This window comes from Pseudomonas sp. NFACC46-3, assembly GCF_900114515.1.
GTDB lineage: Bacteria > Pseudomonadota > Gammaproteobacteria > Pseudomonadales > Pseudomonadaceae > Aquipseudomonas > Aquipseudomonas fluorescens_Q.
In genome coordinates, this window is record NZ_FOTH01000050.1 from 1 (window position 1) to 21,836 (window position 21,836).

At 61.9% G+C, this 21,836-nt stretch carries 16 protein-coding genes; 1 reads left to right on the forward strand and 15 read right to left on the reverse strand.

The genetic code is table 11. The features are described from left to right. Window positions 1-313: 313 nt before the first annotated feature. From BM300_RS28115 to BM300_RS28155, 9 genes are all read right to left on the reverse strand, one after another. Window positions 314-916, reverse strand: coding sequence for a glutathione S-transferase (locus tag BM300_RS28115; protein WP_092464574.1), 603 nt, complete (start codon window positions 914-916; stop codon window positions 314-316). Then, a complete protein-coding gene (locus BM300_RS28120) occupies window positions 913-4,554 on the reverse strand; it encodes an SbcC/MukB-like Walker B domain-containing protein (protein ID WP_092464576.1) in 3,642 nt (1,213 codons plus the stop codon). The genes BM300_RS28115 and BM300_RS28120 overlap by 4 nt, the downstream gene beginning before the upstream one ends. Beyond that, the gene (locus BM300_RS28125; protein ID WP_092464578.1) at window positions 4,551-5,795 is read right to left on the reverse strand and encodes an exonuclease SbcCD subunit D C-terminal domain-containing protein; all 1,245 of its coding nucleotides are present in this window, start codon (window positions 5,793-5,795) and stop codon (window positions 4,551-4,553) included. Before BM300_RS28125 ends, BM300_RS28120 begins: the two co-directional genes overlap by 4 nt. 310 nt (window positions 5,796-6,105) lie before the next feature. Beyond that, complete coding sequence (locus BM300_RS28130; RefSeq protein WP_092348701.1) at window positions 6,106-7,743, reverse strand: BatD family protein; 1,638 nt, start codon at window positions 7,741-7,743, stop codon at window positions 6,106-6,108. Next, window positions 7,740-9,476 (reverse strand): VWA domain-containing protein, encoded by a 1,737-nt coding sequence (locus tag BM300_RS28135; protein WP_092464580.1) that lies wholly within the window; start codon window positions 9,474-9,476, stop codon window positions 7,740-7,742. Before BM300_RS28135 ends, BM300_RS28130 begins: the two co-directional genes overlap by 4 nt. Next, window positions 9,473-10,552: a vWA domain-containing protein gene (locus BM300_RS28140; RefSeq protein WP_092464582.1), complete on the reverse strand. Its 1,080-nt coding sequence runs from the start codon at window positions 10,550-10,552 to the stop codon at window positions 9,473-9,475. The genes BM300_RS28135 and BM300_RS28140 overlap by 4 nt, the downstream gene beginning before the upstream one ends. Beyond that, complete coding sequence (locus BM300_RS28145; protein WP_063320765.1) at window positions 10,545-11,039, reverse strand: DUF4381 domain-containing protein; 495 nt, start codon at window positions 11,037-11,039, stop codon at window positions 10,545-10,547. The genes BM300_RS28140 and BM300_RS28145 overlap by 8 nt, the downstream gene beginning before the upstream one ends. Next, window positions 11,036-11,980: a DUF58 domain-containing protein gene (locus BM300_RS28150; RefSeq protein WP_092145907.1), complete on the reverse strand. Its 945-nt coding sequence runs from the start codon at window positions 11,978-11,980 to the stop codon at window positions 11,036-11,038. The genes BM300_RS28145 and BM300_RS28150 overlap by 4 nt, the downstream gene beginning before the upstream one ends. 9 nt (window positions 11,981-11,989) lie before the next feature. Then, window positions 11,990-12,949: an AAA family ATPase gene (locus BM300_RS28155; RefSeq protein ID WP_003202654.1), complete on the reverse strand. Its 960-nt coding sequence runs from the start codon at window positions 12,947-12,949 to the stop codon at window positions 11,990-11,992. 584 nt (window positions 12,950-13,533) lie between these two features. On the opposite strand from BM300_RS28155, the gene BM300_RS28160 reads away from it, so the two are divergent. Next, window positions 13,534-13,902, forward strand: a complete 369-nt coding sequence (locus BM300_RS28160) for a DUF6124 family protein (RefSeq protein ID WP_092464584.1) — start codon at window positions 13,534-13,536, stop codon at window positions 13,900-13,902. A gap of 269 nt (window positions 13,903-14,171) precedes the next feature. Here BM300_RS28160 and BM300_RS28165 read toward each other — a convergent pair whose 3' ends face one another. The 6 genes from BM300_RS28165 to BM300_RS28190 all read right to left on the reverse strand — a co-directional run bounded on the left by BM300_RS28165 (window position 14,172) and on the right by BM300_RS28190 (window position 21,800). Beyond that, window positions 14,172-15,887 (reverse strand): ATP-binding cassette domain-containing protein, encoded by a 1,716-nt coding sequence (locus tag BM300_RS28165; protein WP_092464586.1) that lies wholly within the window; start codon window positions 15,885-15,887, stop codon window positions 14,172-14,174. A gap of 33 nt (window positions 15,888-15,920) precedes the next feature. Beyond that, on the reverse strand, window positions 15,921-17,093 hold the full coding sequence (locus BM300_RS28170) for a YcaO-like family protein (protein WP_256575867.1): 1,173 nt from the start codon (window positions 17,091-17,093) through the stop codon (window positions 15,921-15,923). A gap of 574 nt (window positions 17,094-17,667) precedes the next feature. Continuing rightward, the gene (locus BM300_RS28175) at window positions 17,668-18,645 is read right to left on the reverse strand and encodes a 2-hydroxyacid dehydrogenase (RefSeq protein WP_092464588.1); all 978 of its coding nucleotides are present in this window, start codon (window positions 18,643-18,645) and stop codon (window positions 17,668-17,670) included. A 14-nt stretch (window positions 18,646-18,659) separates the two neighbouring features. Continuing rightward, a complete protein-coding gene (locus tag BM300_RS28180; protein ID WP_092464590.1) occupies window positions 18,660-19,958 on the reverse strand; it encodes an MFS transporter in 1,299 nt (432 codons plus the stop codon). A 92-nt stretch (window positions 19,959-20,050) separates the two neighbouring features. Beyond that, a complete protein-coding gene (locus BM300_RS28185; RefSeq protein WP_092464592.1) occupies window positions 20,051-21,025 on the reverse strand; it encodes a sugar kinase in 975 nt (324 codons plus the stop codon). Further along, the gene (locus tag BM300_RS28190; RefSeq protein ID WP_092464593.1) at window positions 21,018-21,800 is read right to left on the reverse strand and encodes a sugar phosphate isomerase/epimerase family protein; all 783 of its coding nucleotides are present in this window, start codon (window positions 21,798-21,800) and stop codon (window positions 21,018-21,020) included. Before BM300_RS28190 ends, BM300_RS28185 begins: the two co-directional genes overlap by 8 nt. Between the last annotated feature and the right edge of the window lie 36 nt (window positions 21,801-21,836).

A 21,836-nucleotide genomic window follows, 5' to 3' on the forward strand; every position in this document is an offset into this window, starting at 1 on the left:
CGGTGGATCAGGTTGATTGAGTGAAGCTTGAGAGGGGCTGCTGCGCAGCCCAGCGGGAGCAAGCTCCCTCGCCACAAAAGCATCCCGGTCGACCAACCGATTTGCTCTTGAAACTGACACCGATCCGAGGCATTCCCTTAACCCGCGCCGTACCCAATTCCCCGTGGCGAGGGAGCTTGCTCCCGCTGGGGCGCGCAGCGGCCCTAAAACCCGGCAACGCGGTGGGTCAGGTTGATTAGTGGTTCCTTGAGGGGGGGCTGCTGCGCAGCCCAGCGGGAGCAAGCTCCCTCGCCACAAGGGCTGTGTGCAGCCGTTATTTGGCCATGATCGCCACGAACAGCTCGGACGTCAGGAACCGTTGCAACCAGTCCCGTAGCCGAGGATAAGGCGCCTGGGTGAACCACTCGCGGTCGACATGGGCGAACTGACGCACGAATGGCATCAGCGCCACATCGGCCAGGCTCAGGTGATCGGCCACCAGGAATGGCCGCGCTTCAAGCAGCGTTTCCAGCCGCCCCAGGAACACCTCGCCCTCGGCCCGATAATGCTCCACCGGCTGTTCAGGATGACGCTCGGGGTACTTGTAGCGGTTCAGGTGAAGCTTGAACCGATGGTCGTTTTCCTCGATCAACGCTGCCGCCAATGTCTGGCCTTCGGGATCATCCAGCAACCGCCAGTCTTGCGGATCATGGCGGGCCAAGGCCCAGGCCATGATCTCCAGGCTTTCATCGATCACCCGGCCATCGACCTGCAGCACCGGCACCGTGCCTTTGCTGGAGAGTGCGAGCATCTCGGCGGGCTTGGCCTTCAGGCTGACTTCGACAATCGCCACCTCGACCGCGCTGTAGCGCAAGGCCATGCGCGCCCGCATCGCATAGGGACAGCGACGGAAGGAATAGAGCGTGGCGTGGCTCATTTCACCTCCACGGTGCTCAACCCGTTGCCCTGGCGACGGACCTGAATCTGCACCGGAATCCGCTCGTGCATTTCCTGCACGTGGGAAATCACCGCGACCTTGCGGCCCTGGGCCTGCAGGCCGTCGAGAGCGTCCATCGCCAGTTGCAGCGACTCGGGGTCGAGGCTGCCGAAGCCTTCGTCGATGAACAGCGATTCGATCTTCAGTGTGCTGGACGCCATCGAGGCCAGGCCCAAGGCCAAGGCGAGGGAGACCAGGAAGGTTTCGCCGCCGGACAACGAATGTACCGAGCGCAGTTCATCGCCCATTTCCGTGTCCATCACCAGTAGCCCGAGCATGCTGCCGCCACGCTTGAGCCTATAGCGGCGTACCAGTTGCCGCAGTTGGGCATTGGCGTGGTGCACCAGCAAGTCGAGGTTGTAGGCCTGGGCCAGCTTGCGGAAGCGGTCGCCGGTGGCCGAACCGATCAGGGCATCGAGGCGCGCCCAGCGCTGGTATTCGGCGTAGGCCTGTTCGATCTGCTGGGCCAGGGCCTGGTTGGCGTGCTGCCGGCGCTGGTCCTCGGCCTGTTCGGCGCGCAGTTCGGCACAGCGCTGTTCACTGGCGGCGAACTGGCCTTGCAGCTCGGTGAGGGCTTCGGCCAATTGTTCCGGCAACAGGTTGCCATTGTGCTGGGCCTGATGATTTTGCAGGCGCTGCTCGCGTTCGGTGAGCAGGACGCGGGCCTGCTCGATGGCTTTTTCGCTGTTGAGCAAGCGCTGGCGCAACTGGCTGACGTGTTGGTCGTCCAGGCCGAGCAGGGCCTCGAGGGCGGCATCGTCCAGTTCCGGATGGCTGGTGCGCCATTGCGCGATACCGGCGGCCAGCGCCTGGCGTTCGAGGTCCAGGGATTGGGCCTGTTCCTGTCGGGCCTTGAGTTCGGCGGCCAGTTGCACCAGGTCGTTGCGCAATTGCTGCAACTGCTGATTGGCCGTCGCCTCGGCATCCCGCGTCTGTTCCAGGCGCTGGTCGAGTTGTTGCTGCCACTGTTCGGCGCTGGTGTGCTCGCCGAGCAGTTGCGTGAGTTGCTGCTGGCAGGTCTGTTGTTGCTCGTTCAGGGCGCTGAATTGCAGGCGGGCCGCTTCCAGTTGCTGGAGGCGGGTCTGCTGGCGGTCCTGCTCTTTCTCCAGGGTCTGCTGGCGCTGGAGCTGTTCGCTCAGTTCGTCGCGCTGCTGTTCCAATTGCTCCAGGCGCTGGGCGATATGCTGGTCGAGCTGCAAGAAGGTTGCGGCGGGTTCGCTGCGCAAGGCCTGCAGGGTGTCAGCGGGTAGCAGGGTGCTGAAGTGGCTCAGCTCCTCGTCCAGGCGCTGGCGGTCGCGGGACAGTTCCTGCTGCTGGTTGCCCAGGTGTTGTGACGCCTGTTGGCTGGCTGCCTCGGCTTCACGCAGTCGCTGCGCCATGCGCGCGGCGTCTTGCTGCAGGGTCAGCAGGGTGGTTTGCCGTTGTTCGTCCTGGCTGATGCGCAGGTTCAGTTGGCTGTTCTGCTGGGTCAGCCAGGCGTCGCGCTTGTTCGCTTCCTGGGCCAGCAGTTGCGCCGACAACGGGTGGGCTTCAAGGCTGGGCGCCAGGCCCTGTTGCTGGCTGGCGAGCTGTTCCTGTTGCTGTTTGAGTTCCTTGAGCTGGGCGATCACTCCACTGTATTGCGCCCGCAGGTCGATGACTTTTTCATTGAGCAGGTCGACGGCCTTGCGGGCGTTGGCCTCTTCGGTTTCATCGAAGCGCCCGAGGTTTTCCAGCAGGGCTTCGGGCTGATGATAAGGATGCTCGACACTGCCACACACGGGGCAGGGCTGTTCATCCTGCAACTGTGCGCGCAGTTGCTCGACACTTTCGCTACGGGCCAGGCGCTGGCGCTCCAGCAGCTCGCGAGTAACGGTCAGGGTCTGTTCGGCGATGGTCAGTTCGGCCTTGGCTTCGCCGCCTTCGCGCACCAGCCGGTCACGTTCCTGCAACGCTCGTTGCTGGCGTTGTTCAAGCTCGGCGCCACGTTTGTCCAGCTCTTGCTGACTGGCCCACAGCCGGGTCAGGTCTTCGAAGGCGCGCAGTTGCTTGCGGTTGTCTTGCAGCAGGGTGCCGAGTAACTGGATCTGTTCGGCCACGGCCTCCGGCTCGGCGCCGGCTTCCTTGTAGAGCACTTCAAGGTCTTGCCGGCGGGTGGCCAGTTCCTCGGCGGCGCGGGTGGCGTTTTGTTCCAGTATGGCGAGTTCGGCCTGGCCCTGGTTCAGGCGATTACCGATCAGCATCAGTTGTTGGAGGCGATCGCGATAGGCGTTCCAGGCATCGCTCAGCGGGGCCAGGTGCGTGCTTTGTTCCAGCGCGTCGGCGATGCGCTGCAAGCGCTCGGCCACCTGCCTTTGCTGCTCGAGCAAGGTGTCGATGGTGCGCTGGCCTTCGGTGCAGGCCTGCTGTGCCTGTTCCTGGCGCTCGGCGCTGAGGCTCGCGTCTTGGGCCAGGCGGGCGAGGGTGCTCTGCTCGCCGAAGGCCTGACGCAGCAATGGCGCACTGTCGATGCTTTGCTGACGGGCGCTGGCCAGCGCTTGTTGCGCATCGTCCAGGGCCTTTTCCAGTTCGGCTTGTTGGGCGTGCAGGTCGATCTGCTGCTGGGTGAGTTGCTGGATCTGCGCCGCCAGGGGCTCAAGCTGCCGGTTCAGTTCCGTTTGGCGAATGAACTGATGCCGCTGGGGCGCCAGTTGTTCCAGGCGGACCAGTTTCAGACGTTCGTCGGCCAGGGCGTTCCAATCGGCCTGGGCCTGTTGCAGCTGTTCGGCGGCGCTGGCGTGTTCATCCTGCAATAGGCCCAGGTCGCGCAGCCAGGTGTGCTGCTGCTCCAGCTGCTTGAGTTGGGCTTGTTGGGCCTTGAGTTGCAGCTGCGCTTCGGTGAAGCGCAGGTCCAGCTCGGCCCGCGCCTCGGGAGCGAGCGGCGTAACGCCAGTGGCCTGGTCCTGTAACTGCTTGTGGTTTTCCTTGGCTTGCTTGGCCTTGTCGAAGGCGCGGCGCCCGAGGCGGGTGTAGAGGGCGGTGTCGGTGAGTTTTTCCAGCAGTTCGCTGCGATCGTTGTCATCGGCCTTGAGGAACGCGCTGAACTCGCTCTGGGCCAGCAGCACGGCACGGGTGAACTGTTCGAAGTTCAGGCCCAGGGCCGTTTCGAGCTGGGTCTTGTATTCGCCTTTCTGGCTCGCCAGCAGTTGATCGTTGTCCAGGTCCCGCAGGCTCTGGCGGCTGGCTTGCAACTTGCCGCCGGCCTTTTCCCGGGCGCGATTGGCTTCCCAGCGGGCCCGATAGCGGCGTCCGTCTATGCCGCGAAAATCCACTTCGGCATAACCATCGCCGGTACCACGGCGCAACAGTGTGCGCGGATCGCCCGTGGCAATTTCGCCATCGACGTCCGGCACCTTGGCGTCGCGTCCGGTGTTATTGAGGCGCGGCACGGCGCCAAACAGCGCCAGGCACAGGGCGTCGAGCAATGTGCTCTTGCCGGCGCCCGTGGGGCCGGTAATGGCGAACAGGCCGGCGCTGGCCAAGGGTTCGGCGGTGAAGTCGATTTCAAACGGCCCGGCCAGGGACGCCAGGTTCTTGAGGCGGATCGCGAGGATCTTCATGGCTGCTCGCTCTCCATCTGCACGTCTTGCAACAGCACGGCAAAATCCTTGAGGGTCTGTTCGTCCACGTCGTTGCCGTAGGTGTCCTGCCAGGCGCGGCTGAACAACTCCTGTGGGCTGAGTTGATCCAGCTCCACCAGCGCGCTGCCATCATCGGCATTGCCGGCGCCGCCGTTGCCGGCGTACTCGGCGGCGATCCGCACCAGGCGCACGGCCTTGCCTTGCAGTGCGGTCTCCACTTGGTGACGCAGGTCCGGCTGCGGTTCGTCTAGGCGTACCCGCACTTCCAGCCAGGGTTGGCGCTGGACATCGGCCAGCAGGTCGATGTCGGGCAGGTCCTTGAGTTGCACCAGCAGATCGGCCAGTGGCGCCGGGCCCAGGCGTTGCAGGTTGACGGCCCGTGGGATCAGGCGCGGCTCGACCTTGACCAGGGCCTCGCCGTCCAGGGTGATGTCGAGGATCTGATGCTGATAGCCGATCTCCGAAAATGACAGCGGGATCGGTGAACCGCTGTAGCGGATACGCTCTTCACCGTTGACCTTCTGCGGCTTGTGCAAGTGGCCGAGGGCGACGTAGCTGATGCTCGGGCCGAACAGGCTGGCGGGCAGGGCCTCGGCATTGCCGATGATCAGGCTGCGCTCGGAATCCTCGGACACCGAACCGCCGGCCATATGCGCATGACTGATGGCGATCAGCGCCTGGCCTTTCTTGCGCTTGCTATTGGCCGCGGCGATCAGCCACTCATGCACCTGGCCGATGCCTCGCAGGTAGTCGTCGCCCAGCTGTGCGCCAGTGACTTCGGCAGGGCGCAGGAACGGCAGGGCCAGGCACCACGCCTTGATCTTGCCTTTGGCATCGGGCAACGGCAACAACAGGCGCTCGACGTCCAGTTGACCGTCGTCCAGCCACAGCACCCGGCCCAGGGCATGGGTGCGCAGGCGTCGCATCAGCGGCGCAGGCAGTTCGATACGCGAGCCGGAGTCGTGGTTGCCGGCGATCATCACGATGGTCAGGTTGGCGTTTTGTTCATGGGCGCTGACGATGAAGTCGTAGAGCCGCTCCTGGGCTTTGACCGGCGGATTCACGGTGTCGAAGATATCGCCGGCAATCAGCAGTACGTCGGGTTTTTCGCTGCTCAGTTGGCGCAGCAACCAGTCGAGGAAACACGCGTGTTCGAAGTCGCGTTCCTGGCCGTGGAGGTTTTGCCCCAGGTGCCAGTCGGAGGTGTGAAACAGACGCAAGGTGTACTCCAGGAAACAGATGATGGCCGCGTGAAGAGGGGCGGCTAAAAGAAGCAGAGTTTACTGGGAAATGGGGGCGAGAACTTGCTCGACGTTGCAGGATTTGGTGCAAGACCCTGTGGCGAGGGAGCTTGCTCCCGCTCGATTGCGCAGCAATCGCAAAAAAAGGGGCCGCTTCGCAGCCCAGCGGGAGCAAGCTCCCTCGCCACAAAAGCTACAAAAGCTACAAAAGCTACAAAAGCTACAAAAGCTACAAAAGCTACAAAAGCTACAAAAGCTACAAAAGCTACAACTCCCCAGGAAACCGGGTTTACTTGGGGTACAACGGCGGCAACCCGGAATCACTGGCAGAAGCCTGCGCCCCATCGGTGGGGGGAATCGCCCGAATCGCCCGCCACAAGTCTTCACCCTGCCAATGCTGGCCGGTCTCGCTGTAGAGCGCGCCGTTGAGGCCGTCCAGGGCGTCGGACAGCGGCACGAAGCGTGCGGCCATGTCGGCCAGGGTTTCCGGTTGCTGGCGGGCCCAGGCGTCCAGGGCCTGGCGGGTGGCGTGGGGGTCGTTGGCCAGGCAGGTGCGTTTGAGATCATCCAGCAAGGTGCGGGGGCTCGGTCCGGTCTGGGTCGAGCGCAGGATGGCTGGCTGCCAGCGGCCGCGCCACCACAGGGCGAAGCCCAGCACGGTCGTGCAGGCCAGGACCAAGGTGCTCAGTTGCCAGTACCAGAGCATGTCGCTGTCGACGGTTGTTACGATCTGCGCCGTGCCGGCCGGCGTGTCCACCATCAGGCTTGGATTGTTCGCCACTTGCAGGGTCCGCGCCGGGAGGCTGGTGCGGTCCAGGTGGTCTTCCAGGGTGTTCCACCAGACCACTTCCACCGGTGGCAGCTCGATGGTGCCGCTGCGATTGGGCACCAGCGCTTCGCGGTCTTCGCGGCTGCCCACCAGCCCGCGTTCACTGTTGCGGCTGCTGAGTACCGGTTGGTCCGGATAGCGCCGCAGGCCATTGATCTCCGTGGCCGGCAGCGGTGGCAACTGGGCGCTGGCCAGGCCTTCGGCTTCCAGGGTCAGGCTGCGGGTCAGGGAATCACCCACCTGGCTGTGGGTCGGCTCCGGGCTCCAGCTTTCACTCAAGGACAGGCTGCGTGCCGGCAGCCAGGGCACGTCGGCCGGATAACTGGCAGGCTTGGGCTTGACGCGCAGCAACAGTTGCGTGGAGCTTACCCGCATCAACTGGCCGGGCTTGGGGCCCGAAGGTACGGCGTCCTGGGCCACCGGCTCGACCAGGGTGGCGCTGAATGTCTGAGCCGGAATCGTCAGTTCGCCGCTGCGCTGTGGGTAGATGCCGTAGCGCAGTTCAATCACGCCATGGCGGACATCGTTGATGACTTTTTCATAGGTGCGCGATTCGCCCAGTTGCTCGGTGCGGGCATCGGGGATGTGCAGCGGCGTGAGGCTGCTGTCGTCGTACAGCGACACCGAATGGTAGATGCGCAGGGTCAAGATCGCCTGGGCCTGAACATACACGTCGGTCTGGTCGAGGCTGGCCTCGATAAACACCGCTGCCAGGGGCTCCGAGGCGTCGCGGGTTTCGCTTTCGATCACCTGCAGGGTGATCGGCTGGCTGGTCACTTCGCCCAGTTGCAACGGCGGAATGATCACGGTGCCGCTTTGGCGCGGCAGCAGGGTCACGATCCAGCGGGTGGTGGCGCGGTTCTCACCGTCAAGGGTCGTCAACTGGTTGACCTGACGGGTACCGCGCACATCGAACAAGGCCTGGAGCGGAGCCAGGTCCGGTTTGCCGAACAACGTGGCGTCGTTGGATTCCAGGGTCAGCTCCACCGTTTCCCCGGAGTTCAGGCGGCTGCGGTCCACACTGGCAGTCAGCTGTGCAGCCTGGGTTCCAGAGGCCCAGAGCAGCAACACGAGGAAGTAGGTGGTGAAGCGGGTCATTTGGTTTTTTCCTGGGCCTGATGGCTTTGCTGTTCATACCAGAATTTACGTCTGAGCAGCTCCCCTGGATTATCCGGGATCTGGCGCAGCCATTGTTCCAGTGCCTGGCGCTGTTCTTCTTCATTGCGCTGGCCCGCGGCAGGACGCAGTGGCGGGGTGGTGGTCTGCTCATCGGGCAGTTCGCTGCCTGGTACATCCTGGGCGGTAGGCGGTTGTGCCGCGCGCGGGGGTTGGGGCTCGTCCGATGTCGCGCTTGCCTCGAGAGAGGGCTGTCCCGGTTCGGAAGACTGGGTGGGTGAGTCGGTATCCGGCGATTGCTCGGTGGGGGCCGGCTCCTCGCTTTCGGCAGGCTTGGGTTCTTCCGGTACGGGGGGCGGCTCTTTCAACAAACTTTCCACCAGGGCCTTGTTGGTCTGGGCGGGGCGCAGGTCGGGTTGCAACTCCAGGGCCTGCTCATAGGCATCCAGCGCGGCTTCCAGTTCGCCGCTCCTGGCCAGGGCGTTGCCGCGATTGTAGTGCGCACGGGCGTCGTTGCCTTCGGCGAAGCGTCGGGCGGCTTCGCTGTACTGGCCGGCTTCGTACAGGGCGACGCCTTGCCACTGGCTGTCCTCGAAGTGGGCGGCGGCTTCGGCGGGACGTTTTTGCTTGAGCAAGTGCTGGCCCTGTTGGTCGGCGCGCAACCACAGGTCCTGGAATTCGAAGGCGTGGCCGGTTTGCGGCAACATGAATAACAGTGGCAGGCAGAACAGCCAGCCTCGCCGTCCGGCACAGGCGGCCAGCAGCAACAGGGGCAGGAGCAGCCAATAGCCCTGGTCGGCCCAGGTGTCCAGGCGCAGCGTTTGTCCATCGCTGCGCAGATGACGAGGGCCGTCCAACAGGCCCAGGCCGCGCAGGTCGCTGTCGTCCAGGCGCGCCGGCCGGTAGCGGCCGTCCAGCTTGTTGGCAAAGGCCTTGAGGCCCGGGCTGTCCAGGCGTGGCAGCAGGATCGAACCCTGCGCATCCTTGAGGTAACTGCCATCTTCCTGGGGTACCGGTGCGCCTTCGCGGGTACCAATGCCGAGCATCAGCCATTGTGTGGCGGAACCGTCCAGGGCCTGGCGAATGCCTTGGCGTTCCTGCTCGTTCAGCGACGAACCGATCAGCAGGATCCGGCCATGGCCCAGTTCGCCCTGGTCCAACAGGGCCAGCGCCTTGCGGACCGCCAGGTCGGCACGATGGCCGCTCTGCGGCATGATCGATGGCGCAAGGGCTTCGAGCAGGTTGGCGCTGGTGGACAGATCGTCGGACAGCGGCACCAGCGTATGGGCGCTGCCGGCATAGACGATGATCGCGGTCTGGGCGTCGCTGCGGTTCTGCAACAGGTCCAGTACCTTGCGCCGGGCCTGCTCCAGGCGCGTGGGCGGGACGTCGGTGGCGAGCATTTCCGGGGTCAGTTCCAGCACCACCACCAGCGGGTCGGCGGGTTTCTGGCTGGTCTGTTCGACCCGCGCCCAACTCGGCCCCAGCAGCGCCAGCACGATCAACAGCCAACCCAGGCCCAGGGCAATCCACGGCAGCCGGCTTTCCCGGCCACTGCCGCCACTGAGCAGCACAGCATGAAAGGCGGGCGGCAGGATCATCTGCCAGCGGCCCACGCGTTTCTGCCGGTGCCACAGTTGCCAGAGCAACCAGCCCAGCAGAGGTAGCAGCAATACGAACCAGGGGCGTAGCCAATGTGGCCAGAAGGCGATCATCGACGCCTCCGCAAGCGCAGGCGCTTGAGCCGCTGGCGCCACTCGGTGTGTTGGGCCGGCTGGAACAGCGGCTGGTTGAACAGGCGCTGCAACGGATTGTCCGGCCAGCGCGCCCGGGCCACCAGCAACATGCTCAACAGCAGCGCAACGGCCAGGGGCCAGTGATACAGCGCCAGGGCAGGACGGGCCTGGGTCGGTTGCTGGGTCACCGGCTCGAGCTGGTCGAGGGCGGTCTTGATCGCCAGTAATTGCGCGCCATCCTGGGCACGAAAATACTGGCCGCCGGTGGCTTGGGCGATTTCCTTGAGTGTCGGTTCATCCAGGTCCAGGCTCGGGTTGACGCCGAGCAAACCCGTGGTGCCGCTTTGTTCCGGGTCGGCACCGATGCCGATCGGGTAGATTTTCACGCCTTCGTCGGCAGCCAGTCGCGCAGCGGTCAGCGGATCGATTTCACCGCCGTTGTTGGCGCCGTCGGTTACCAGGATCAGCACGCGGCTGTGGGCCGGGCGCTGGCGCAGGCGCTTGAGGGCCAGTCCGATGGCGTCGCCTATGGCGGTGTTCTTGCCGGCGATACCGATACGCGCCTCATCGAGCCAATGGCGCACGGTGCGGCGGTCGAAGGTCAGCGGTGCTTGCAGATAGGCCTGGCTGCCGAACAGGATCAGGCCGACCCGGTCACCTTCGCGGCCTTCGAGAAAGTCCCCGAGCATGTGCTGGACCAGCACAAGGCGACTGACCTCTTCGTCCTTCCACTGCATGTCGGGAAAGTCCATGGAACCCGAGACATCCACCGCCACCAGCAGGTCGCGGCCGCTGGCGGCAATGGGCAATGGCTCGCCCAACCACTGCGGTCGGGCCGCGGCGATCAGCAACAGCAGCCAGAGCAGGATGAAGGGCGCCTGTTGCCGCCAGGTCGGCAGATTGGCCCGCGCCCGGCGACCCACCAGGCCTTCCAGGTCCCCGAGGAAGCCGACCTTGAGCGCTGGCTCGCCGCTATCGGCCGCCGGCAGCACCAGGCGCATCAGCCAAGGTAGCGGCAACAGGGCGAATACCCACGGCCAGGCGAACTCAAACATGTTTGCGAATCCAGATTTCGACCGCCTGGGTCAGGCCAGCGATGGCTTTGTCATCGAGCTTGCATTCGGGTTTGTAGGCGCCTTCCACCAAGATCATCCAGCGCGTCAGGCCCGCGGCCGGGCAGCGGTTATCCAGGAACGCCAGCCATTTGCGCCCATTGAGGGTGTGGCTCTGGCTGTAGGGGTAGTGATTGCGGCATAGACGCTTGAGCAGCCCGTTGAGCTGTTGCAGCCAGGCCCCGGCCGGCGCGCCGTCGTAGGGTTTGGGCAGCAGGGCGAGTTCGGCCAGCGCGGCCAGGCGCACCGGGTCGAGGGGTTGTTCGGCGCGGGCGACGGTGCGCTTGATGGGAATGAACCGGCGCAGTTGCCACAGGCCCAGGCCCAGCAATGGGATCAAAACCAGTAGCAACCACCAGCCCGGCGCGGGTGGCCAGAAACCGATAGGCGGCGGCGCCATCAGCGGTTGCAGTTGATCGAGGCTGCTCATCGGCTTTTCCCGGCCCGCTTGGGGTTCAGGTAGTCGCGCAGTTGCTCGACCATGTCGCCCTGGGTACTCAGGGGCAGCATCAGGATTCGCAGTTTCTGCGCCAGCATCTCCCAGCGTTCCTGGCGCGCCTCGGCCTGGGCGCGATAGGCCTGGCGCAGTTCGAAATTCAGGGTGTCGAGTTCCAGCTGCGAACCACGCTGGGTGAACCGCAGCAGACCGGCGGCGGGCAGGGCATGATCCAGCGGGTCCGACAGTGGCAGCAACAACAGGTCGCAATGGCGCGACAGCAGGCTCAACTGTTGCTCGGCGCTGTCGGACAGCGCGCGCTCATCGCAAATCACGATCGCCAGGCTGCCGGGCCGTAGCACCTCCCGGGCTCGGCGCAGGGCGATGCCGAACGAGTCGCGATCCGGCTCGGCCTCGGTGTGCAGTGACTGATTGACCCGCACCAGCCGGTTGAGCAATTGCAACAGGCTCTGTTTGCTGCGTCGCGGCTTGACCTCGTAATGGGTGTTATTGCCGAACACCAGGCCGCCGACCCGGTCGTTATGCCCCAGCGCGGCCCAGCCTATGAGGCTGGCCGCCTGGGCGGCGAGCACCGACTTGAACACCAGCCCCGAACCGAAGAACAGCCGGTGGCTTTGCTCGATCATGATGAAGATCGGCCGCTCGCGTTCTTCGTGGAACAGTTTGGTGTGGGGCTCCTGGGTCCGGGCGGTGACGCGCCAGTCAATGGTGCGTACGTCGTCGCCGGCCTGATAGACCCGCACCTGGTCGAAATCGACCCCGCGCCCGCGCAGTTTGGAGTGGTGCAGGCCGATCAGCGGGCTGCGCTGGCCTGGGGTCGAGAACAACTGCACTTCGCGCACGCGATGGCGCATCTCGATCAGCTCTGCGAGGCTGACGCGGATGCCCGGTGCGGGCGCCAGTGGGTTATTCATGACGCATGCTCAAGCGACAGCGACGACGTCGAGAATCCGCTGCACGACCCGGTCCTGGTCGATGCCAGCGGCCTCGGCTTCGAACGACAGGATGATGCGATGGCGCAGCACGTCGAACAGCACGGCCTGGATATCTTCGGGGCTGACAAAGTCGCGTCCGGCCAGCCAAGCGTGGGCACGGGCGCAGCGGTCCAGGGCGATGGAGCCCCGCGGACTGGCGCCGTAGGCGATCCATTCGGCCATTTCCGGATCGAACTTGGCCGGGTTGCGGGTGGCCATGATCAGTTGCACCAAGTACTCCTCCACGGCGTCGGCCATGTACAACCCGAGGATTTCCTTGCGCGCGGAGAAAATCGCCTGCTGGCTCACGCGGCGTTCGGGCTTGGTCTCGCCGTTAAGCGCTTCACCCCGGGCCTGCTGCAGGATACGGCGTTCCACCGCGGCGTCAGGGAAACCGATCTTGACGTGCATCAGGAAGCGGTCGAGCTGGGCTTCGGGCAGTGGATAGGTGCCTTCCTGCTCGATCGGGTTCTGCGTGGCCATCACCAGGAACAGCGGCGACAGTTCATAAGTGCTGCGCCCGACGCTGACCTGGCGCTCGGCCATCGCCTCCAGCAAGGCCGACTGGACCTTGGCCGGGGCGCGGTTGATTTCGTCCGCCAGCACCAGGTTGTGGAAGATCGGCCCTTGCTGGAACACGAAGCTGCCGGTTTCCGGGCGGTAGATTTCCGTACCGGTGATGTCGGCGGGCAGCAGGTCGGGGGTGAACTGGATGCGATGGAATTGCGCTTCGACGCCTTCGGCCAGTTCTTTGATGGCCTTGGTCTTGGCCAGCCCCGGCGCGCCTTCCACCAGCATGTGGCCGTCGGCGAGCAGGGCGATGAGCAGGCGCTCGATGAGTTTTTCCTGGCCGAGAATCTGCGTTGAAAGAAAGGTTCGCAGCGCAAGCAGCGCTTCACGATGTTCCATCGGTGACTGTTCCTGGAAAGGGTGGCCCCGGACGTTCGGATAACGCCGGGGCTGGGGGCGTTACTTTAATGCATGGCAGGGGGTGGCGACTAACGGGATTTTGATTGGCCGTGTGAATTGTGATCGGCTTGGAAAGATTGTGGGGGTGGGTTTGCTTGCCATGAATCCCACCCGACAGGCGCACTTACCCCGTGGCGAGGGAGCTTGCTCCCGCTTGAGTGCGAAGCACTCACAAAGTGAAGGGGTGTTTATCGGGACGTAGGAGTGCTTTGGAGCAGGCTACGTTGTCTTGCGCCATTGCCTACAACTGCGCCAGAATCCGCCGGCTTGTGCGCTTGGGAGGCAGGTTCTATCGTTTCCGGGTCGCTGATGAATCAGCGATCGGGTTTGGTAGCCCGCTCTCTACATGACGCAAGCGTCACTTTTACAAGTGCATCTCGGCATTTGTATTGATGGTGGCCATGCGTAGGGCGCTCTCGAGCGCGCCGGAGTTCATGTGGGCCGGTCTACCAACCTTCGTATGGCCGCCACCCTCGTTTGGTAGCGAGGTGGTGGTTCCTCTTATTCCACATGAGATTCCATTTATGTTCAAAGCTACCCCCAATCCCCCGGATACCGGTCTGACCTCACCGCGTCCAAAAACCAAGTCTCAAAAACACGACGAAGTCACCGACCGAGTCCTCGACCATTACCTGAACCCCAAGCCGGACAAACCCGAAGCAGAACCTGCCCCCGGCCAACTCTTCACCGTCAACAAAGACATCGACACCGAAAGCCTGCTTGCCAACCTCAGCGAAACCCTGGCTTCGGCCAATGCCATGGTCAATGACCTGGCGTTCGACCTGGACGGTTCACGCCGGCATTTCCTCCTGGGCATTCAGCAACTGATCGAACTGGGCAGCCTGCTGGCGAACCGTGCACTGGACAACATCGAAACCCATCAGCCGACATAACCCCCGTGGCGAGGGAGCTTGCTCCCGCTGGGCTGCGCAGCAGCCCCAAACCGAGCCGGCGCGGTTCCCAGACATACCGCGCCCGCCGGGCCTGCGACTGCTGCGCAGCCGAACGGGAGCAAGCTCCCTCGCCACAAGGGACTTGTGGCATTCCTTAAATCCTGGGCAAACCGCAAAACCTGTGGGCCCAGGATCTGAGTGTTGTCACAGCTCCAATGTGGGAGCGAGCTTGCTCGCGATGGCGGCAGCAGATCCATCACCCTATTTCGCTAGTTCTGCATCCGAATCTCATCCACCAGCAGCCTGACCGCTGGCCTGTCGACCAACTCCCGCCACGGGCCATCCTCCACGATGGCCCCGTCATGCATCACAATGACCCGGTCAAACCGATGCAGGTGGTCAACGTCATGGGTGACACAGATCAACCCCTGCCCGGCAAAAACGTCGAATAACAGGTCCCAGAGGGGCGTGGTCAGCCGGGGTTCGATGGATGCGCTTGGCTCGTCGAACAGATTGAATTTCCCGGGCTTGTTGATCAGGCGCAGCAGCGACAGGCGCTTGGCCTCACCTCCGGAGATATTCGATGCATTTTCGCTGACCTGCCGTGTTGCCACGATTTCATCCAGTTCCAATTGCCGTATGGCTCTAGACAAAATCGGCGATGCGCTGCCTCCGAACAGAACCGATTGTTCAAAGGAGCCTTCCAGGAACCGTGGTTGTTGGGGACAGTATCTCAAGACGTCTAGGTGAGTTTGACCGGTCAAAAGTGAGACCGGTGCCGAGTCGATACTCAGTTGGTCTCGCGTAGATGCATCAAGTCCGGCGAGCACTTCCAGAAAAGTGCTTTTGCCTGCACCGCTAGGGCCCGTAACGGCCACTGACTGTCCTTGAGTAAATGCCAGGGAGCGCTTGATCGACAGGCGAAGCGGTCCTGTTCCTGCCACTTCGCAGGGGCCGAGTTCCAGGACTGAGGGCCGCTGAAAATCAACCCGTACCAGCCGATTGCTGCGATCGAAATCCGGAAGTGATAGCAGACCCTGAAATTGGCGCTGGTCTGCAAGGAACTGATCAAGAACACGATACCCTTCAGTCAAGGTTGAAATACTGAGCAGATAACTCCCCGCGATTGAAAAAATGGCAACCAGCTGCCCGACGCTGATACTGGGCTGCCCCGACAGTTGGTCCACGACGCCCCAGTAAAGCAATCCCCCAGTGGAAAGGCTGACGAACAGTATCTTGGCGGTGCTCAGCAGGCCGCCAGATGATGCCGTAGTCACCGCAGCGTTGGCATAGCCTCCGAACGCCGCGCTCAACGGGCGCAGGGCCGTAGCTATGGCACTTTCCAGTTTTATTGTTTTTCCCGCGTTGAGGGTGTTGTAGAGGTGGGCACTTAATTCATCTTCCTGTTCATTGACTGCATCGATGTGCTTTCTCCTCCATCTGATGATTTTGTGGGTGACAGCCAGATAGATAATTCCTAACGCCGTCATGCTCAAAAAAATTTCACTGCCCCCTATGTAAATAAAAGCAGCTCCAACAACTATGAATTCCAAGAGTACGGGAAGCGCAATGGTCACAATGAACGTCAGCAGTTGTTCGTGAGCAGTAATGCCGCGCTCGACCGATTTGATGAAGTGGCCGATCCTCCAGGAATTGAATAACGAAAACTCCTTGCCTATGAGTTCGGTGATCCACTCAATGGACGCGTTCATGATAATGCTCTGCACCAGCTTGGACAGCGCATGGATTTGCAGCGGAGTGATGATGGCATGAATACATCCCGCGACAATCAGGCCTGTCGTCAGGGCGAGCAATGTGCTGGGTGCTGGATTCCGGTTGCCTTGCAGGGTGTCGGTGATGGTTCCAAGTAACAGTGGCGGGGCGAGTGTGATGAGTTTGAGTGCGATGATCGTGACTATGGTCACTGCAAGTAGTTTGGTGTGCCTTTTATAGGCGTTTTTTATCATTATGCGGATGCTGTGCATATACTCGCTCCTGATTGATCGTGTTTCGATAGTTCAGCCACGTAACACGTACTGAGGCGCCACCAAACGACCGTTCCTAATGATATTGAAGCGCTCAAGTCCTGGGATATAAACCTGAGTGACAAGGCTGTTGTTTGAGAAGCGAGCTACGGTTCGACGGAATATTTTCAATCCTGTATTTGATAGGTTTTTTTGCAGTATTTCTAATTGTGCGGAAACTGTCGCGGGGTCGGTGTGTGCAGGAGTGTCAATAGTAGGAAGTGCCGCTCTTATGACTGGTGCGAAATCAATCAGATGTTTCAGGTGCTTTGATTTGGATAGTAAATCAAAGGTTGCTCTATCTATAGATTCTTCAGTTGCGTCATATAAGTCCTCGGACTGGAACTGTTCAGTAACTGCCCTTTGGATTGCAGTATGGATTTCAAGCGAGCATCCGGAGCCGATGGGTGAAAGATGGTGAGGCCCAGGGCCCGCTTTGGGAAATGCCACAGCAAAATAAACTGACAGCACATCCTTGATAATAATTACTCGGAGTTTACTCGCTGATGCCAAGCCAGAGGGGTGGCCTCTCAGCGCTGTTTCAAGCAACGCGGTAGACGGTGTGTACAGTTCAATTGCCGGGCCGAGGCCGCAAATAGACATGTAGAAAAGAGACAGGATATGCCTCTCAATTGCCTCGTGGGTACCATGTAACAGTGCTTCGTTCTCTGTGCAACCAAAAGCAATTCCTGAGTTTGATGAATAGCGAGATAGAAAGTGCAGTACGGAATTTGAATCTTCATGGATCGTTTGCGTCGTTTCAGGGCATAGAAGGGCGCACGGAGCCAATAGCTCTTCATTGTTGTTGAGCGACGTAAGCCTAAAGCACTCTATTAATTTTTCGGTGTGAGGCATGCTGGTAAAAATCCCGTCTTCTGCGACTGCTTTTTGAGTAGCTATCTTATCGGAGCGGTACCGTGTGGGATAATCAACAAGAGACTGAAACGTGCTGAAGTGTTCAATGCTTTCTGCCAATGCGCCTATTAGTGAATCTGGTCCCTTGCCAGCTCCCGATTCAACTAGGTTGTCGTTATCATCAAACAGTTCAGCCGTCGCTACTAGTTTGGATGGTGTCGTGTACCGCGTTACTGCGCTGAGGCCCAGCGCATGAAGCGTGGACATGATGTTGAATAGCGCTTCGGTGGGGGGTAGTTCTCGTTCAGACATATGGGACTCCGTTAGTGGATGCCGAAAGGAGATCCTTTCGGCATCTGTTCGCCAAGATTTAATCGGTCACTGGCTTAATTAGTCAGTGACGCAAAAAAATCGGCTTCCGTTGCGAGGAGTCCTTTAGAAAAGCCTAATGCCTGTTGCAGGCCAAAAAAGGTATTATTTATTTCAGAACGTTTCCTTCCCATGTCGATTTACTCCAATGTGGTTAATGGGCGCCGCGACGCGAGCGCCCAACTTGCGGGTGTTCGCAAGTGATTAATTAATAACATTAGGATGAGGTGGAGGCTATTGCGGGACTTCCGAGGCTGTCGTAGGTTCGTTCTTGCCGTAGAGTAGGAGGGCGATGTAGGAATGTAGCTGCTTTGTTGAAAGCGTCGTTTTTCGCTACTGTTTTCGTCGTTTGGAATGTTTATATTATTTTAAGAGAGGATCGAAAGGGCCATCCGACAGAGTTGCAGAAGCATTCTAAGACGGGTGTGTCCGGGAAGGTTGAGTTGCATGCAGGTCTGAAGGGACACGGTGCCATCGCGATCCTGCTTGCGATGGCATATTCGAAGGCGACAATACGTCAGCCTACCCACACCCCCGCATTCACCAGATTCACCGGCCGCTCACCCGCCAATGCCGCCAGCAGGTTGTCCACCGCACAATGCGCCATCGCCTCCCGTGTCTCATGGGTGGCCGAGCCCATGTGCGGTGTCGCCACCACGTTATCCAGTTGCAACAGCGGCGAATCCGCACTCAAGGGCTCGTGCTCGAACACGTCCAGCCCCGCGCCACGGATCTGGCCGTTGCGCAGGGCGTCGATCAGTGCTGTTTCGTCCACCACTTTGCCTCGGGAGATATTGATGAAGAGGGTCTCGGGACGCATCCGGGCAAACGCCTGCGCATCGATCAGCCCTTGGGTTTCAGCCGTCAAGGGCAAGGTCAGGCAAACGAAGTCCGCCTGCTGCAACAATGTTTCGAGGCTGCAATAGCGTGCGTTGAAACGCTGCTCGACCGCGGGCTTGGGCGAGTGGCTGTGGTAGATGACCTGCATGCCGAAGCCGAAGTGCCCGCGCTGGGCCAAGGCTTCACCGATGCGGCCCATGCCGATGATGCCCAGGGTCTTGCCATGGACGTCGGTGCCGAAATGCCGGGGGCCGATGCTCTGTTGCCAGCCGCCGCTGCGCACCAGGTTGGCCAGTTCCACCACGCGGCGGGCGGTTGCCAGGATCAGGGCGAAACCGGTGTCCGCGGTGGTTTCGGTGAGCACGTCCGGGGTATTGGTGAGCAGGATCCGGCGTTCGGTCAGGTAGTCGATGTCGTAGTTGTCGACCCCCACCGAGACGCTGGCGATGGCTTGCAGGTTCGGCGCCAGGTCCAGCAGCGCCGCATCCAGCTTGAGGCTGGCACCCAGCAAGCCATGGGCGCTTGGCAAGGCCTCGCGCAGTTGCACCAGGCTTTGCGCGTCGAGGCGCTCGATGAGGGTGACTTGGGCCTGGGCTTGCAAACGGGCCATCAATTGCGCTGACAGCGCCTTGTACAACACCACGTGCTTTTTCATGGAGGGGTCTCGCTTCAGGAATGGGCGGGCGCCGAGTGTGGCGTCGCGGTTTTCGACACGGTCCGGTCGCTGGCGCCGGGCTTGAGGGCGAGGGTCAGCACCACGGCCACCAGCAACGCGCCGCTCATCAACAGGAAGGACATGCCAGGGGAGCCGGTGGAACCGTTGAGGTAACCCACCAGGTACGAGCCGCCGAACGAACCCAGCGCGCCCATGCTGTTGATTAGCGCCATGGCGCCGCCGGCGACGTTGGCGGGGAGGATTTCCGGAACGATGGCAAAGAACGGACCGTACGGCGCATACATGCAAGCGCCGGCGACCACCAGCAAACCATAGGACCACCAGAAGTGCTCGGCCCCCAGCAAGTAGGAGGCGTAGAACGCGATGGAGGCGATCAGCAGTGGCGGCCAGACGAAACGCTTGCGCTTCTGCGCCTTGTCCGACGCCCAGGACACCACCAGCATGCCGACCACCGCCGCCAGGTAAGGCAAGGACGACAGCCACCCGGCCTCGACCATGTTCATCTGCAGGCCGGCCTTGAGGATCGACGGCAACCACAACACAAACCCGTAGACGCCGATGCTCCAGCAGAAAAACTGCAACGCCAGGATGATGACCTTGGGCGAGCGGAAGGCCTCGGCATAGTTCTTCACCGCCTTGATACCCACCTGTTCAGCCGCCAATGCGCTTTCCAGGTCGTGTTTTTCCTGGTCGCTGAGCCACTTGGCCTGGGCCGGGCGATCATCGGCCAGGCGCCACCAGACAAAGGCCCAGAGCACCGCCGGCAGGCCTTCGATGATGAACATCCAGCGCCAGTCGAATTGCTGCACCAGATAACCCGAGACCACCGACATCCACAGCATGGTCACCGGGTTGCCGAGGATCAGGAAGGTATTGGCGCGCGAGCGTTCGGCCCGGGTGAACCAGTGGCACAGGTACACCAGCATCGCCGGCATCACCGCGGCCTCGACCACGCCGAGCATGAAGCGGATCACGATCAGCCAGTAGGCGTTGGCGACCACACCCGTCAGGGTGGCCAGCGAACCCCAGAGGATCAGGCTGACGAAGATCAGCTTCTTCACGCTGTGTTTTTGCGCGTAGATCGCCCCTGGCACCTGGAAGAAAAAGTAGCCGAGGAAAAACAGTGCACCGAGCAAGGACGACAGCCCCGGGGTGATCATCAGGTCCTTGGCCATGCCCGAGGCGGCGGCGAACCCGTAGTTGGCCCGGTCCAGGTAGGCCAGGCTGTAGGTGATGAACACGATGGGCATGATGTACCACCAGCGGCGGGTGGCGAGGTTGAGCGTTTGCATGTCGTTGACTCCTGAGCTTGTTGTTTTTGTTGCAGCAGGTGTGTTTTGCGGTGGTCTCTATCGCGAGCAAGCTCGCTCCCACAGGGTTAACGTCAGCCCCTGTTGGAGCGAGCTTGCTCGCGATTGGCGTCATTGAATTCCGCCAATAACTCAATGCGAGTCGGCAATCCCTCCATGTCTCCACGGCTCTGCACCGCGCGGCTGCCAATCCAATTGGCGCGCTGCACGGCCTCGGTGATGGCCTGGCCTTCGAGCAATGCGCTGATCAGGCCAACGGCGAAGCCATCACCGGCGCCCACGGTGTCCACCACTTGGGCCACCGGCACGCCGGGGATGACGCCTTGGTCCAACGCCGTGCGGTAATAGGCCCCGTCCGCGCCGAGCTTGATCACGACGATTTCGGCGCCTTGGTCCAGGTAGAACGCGGCGATGTCGGCCGGGTCGTCGAAACCGGTCAGCAGCCGGCCTTCGCCGAGCCCTGGCAAGACCCAGTGGGCGAGGGCGGCGAGGCGATTGATTTCAGTGATCATCGTCGACTCGCTGCCCCAAAGGCTTGGCCTCAGGTTGGGGTCGAACGACAGGCTGCGGCCGGCCGCGCGCATACGGCTCATCAATTCAAAGGACATCTCGCGGGCCGTGACCGACAACGCCGGGACGATGCCGGTGGTGTGCAAGTGACGGGCTTCAAGCAGCGATGGCGCGATGGAATCGATCGACAGATGACTGGCCGCCGAGCCACGACGGAAATACTCGACTTGCGGGTCGCTGCCATCGTCGGTACGGGACTTGAACTGAAATCCGGTGGGGTGCGTTGGATCGACCGCCACGTGACGACAATCCAGGCCTTCGTTTTCCAGTGTCTGCACGACGAAGCGTCCCAGGGAATCGGCGCCAACCCGGCTCAGCCACGCGACCTTGAAGTCCAGGCGCGACAAACCGATGGCCACGTTGCTGTCGGCCCCGGCAATGCGCTTGTGGAACTGGTCGACGCTGGCCAGGTCACCGCGCTGGTCGGCCACCAGCATCGCCATGGTTTCGCCGAACGACAGCACATCGAACTCAGGCATGGGCAGGCTCCCGGCGTGGTTGCCCGAGGCGGGCAAGGGTGGCGACATGTTCAGCGGTCAATTGCAGCAAGTCTTCGCCTTGTAGCGGGTATTCGGCGGCGCGCATTACACCGACGGGCATGTGCTTGAGCAGTTGCTCCCACAGGTGCAGGTCGGTCATGGCCGGAGGTACGGCGACCAGTTTGCCGTCGGCGCGCTGGGCCACTGCCTTGCAATGCACGTAAGCCACATACCGTCCGAGCTGTCGGGCGGCGACGGCGGCCGATTGGTCCTGCCATTGCCAGTTGCCGATGTCGAAGGTCATACCGACGGGCAATGCATGCTCTTCGGCAGCGGTGAAGAAACGTTGCAACGGTTCGATCCGTCCGCCTTGCAAGGTCTGGTCGTTTTCCACCAGCAACTGCACCGGGCTTGCGCCGAGCACATCCGCCAGTGCCGACAGGTCATGGGAGCCGGTGAAGTGCCCGAGGGAGACTTTTAGCCATGCCGAGCCGAAAGCCTCGGACCGTTGCAGGGTCAGTGCCAGGGCCGGGTTGGGCCTGGACTGCCCGGCGAGCCACAGCTCCAGTGGTGACGAGAAAACACTTTGCAGCCCCTGGGCGCAAGCGCGAGCGGCCAGCTCGGCGGGCTGTTCGGTGGTGAGCAATTCTTCGCGCCATTCGATGCGCGAGGCGCCGGCGGCGGCCAGCAGATCGATGAAATGGCCTTGGCCTTGTTGCCGTACCAGGTCGGCACCGTAGCTGGAAAGGCTGATGGAAACGGGTGGTTTGTTCATTGTTATTGCACCTCTGAAACCGGTTTCAGTTTTATT